This is a genomic window from Streptomyces tyrfis, from assembly GCF_037034285.1.
In the GTDB taxonomy this organism is placed as follows: domain Bacteria; phylum Actinomycetota; class Actinomycetes; order Streptomycetales; family Streptomycetaceae; genus Streptomyces.
Genome location: NZ_JBAGJZ010000120.1, coordinates 1 through 879, shown reverse-complemented (window position 1 = coordinate 879; position 879 = coordinate 1). Strand labels below are relative to the sequence as shown.

Sequence of the window (879 nt, the reverse complement as noted above, 5' to 3'; positions counted from 1 at the left end):
CCGGCCCGGTTCGGAGTGCTCCTGGACCAGGTCGTGGAGGAGGTGCACGAACGCCTCCGGAGAAGGGCGGTCCGCGCCCTTCTCGGCGGCCTCCTCCCCGCCCTCGGACAAGGTCTCCTGGGCGGCTTCCGCCTTGCCCGCCTTGCCTGCCTTGACCTTGGTGCGGAGGGCGGCGATGCACCACACGCCGGTCAGTGGCCACATCAGCGCGGGGCGGGTGTCCACCACCCGCCACAGGCCGTATGCGGCGGCGGCCAGGAGACCGCCGCGCAGGTAGATGCCCAGGTCGGCACTGATGCCTTTGAGGTCCGACCTGTGCCCTTGCAAGCACCAGCCTTTCAACCGGGCCGCGAGCGACTTGCCGAGGAGAACGGTGCCCTCCCCCAGCGTCTGCACCAGCCGGATCGCCCAGGCACTCGCCTGCTTGGCTTTCTCCTCTGCATCCGCCGCGCGTTCCTTCAGCTCCGCGCCCCGCTCTTTCAGCTCGGTGGCGTGTTCGGCGAAGGTGGCCGTGTCGGGTGCTGCTTCGGCGTTGCCGGTCACAGGGGCAGTCCCCCGTTCAGCACGTTGACGGCCTGTTCCCCGACGGTGTTGTAGAGGTCGGGAACCCATGCCATGGCCTGTGCGAATCCGGCGGTCGCGCACAGGGTCAGGCCGCTGAAGACGCCGCCCAGCATGCGCTTCTTGTCCGTCTTCCCGGCGGCCTTCCAGGCGATGCCGCCCACGATGGCCATGACCAGGACCGCACAGGCCCCGGGGTAGGTCAGTGCTCCCATGGAACCGTGGGCGAGGGTGCCGCCGTCGTTCGCGCCGGTCGCTGCGTGGATGGCCTTGTTCCCGGCCTTGTTGCCCAGGTCGACGGCCTGGACGGCCACCCAG

At 70.0% G+C, this 879-nt stretch carries 1 protein-coding gene and 1 pseudogene; both read right to left on the bottom strand.

Translation table 11 applies throughout. The annotated features are described in order from the left end of the window. The coding region (locus tag WA762_RS35470) for a hypothetical protein (protein ID WP_335941712.1) at positions 1–543 on the bottom strand (543 nt) is incomplete at its 3' end. Next, positions 540–879 (bottom strand): annotated as a pseudogene (locus WA762_RS35465) (hypothetical protein); the annotation flags it as partial. The pseudogene WA762_RS35465 and the gene WA762_RS35470, both read right to left, overlap by 4 nt.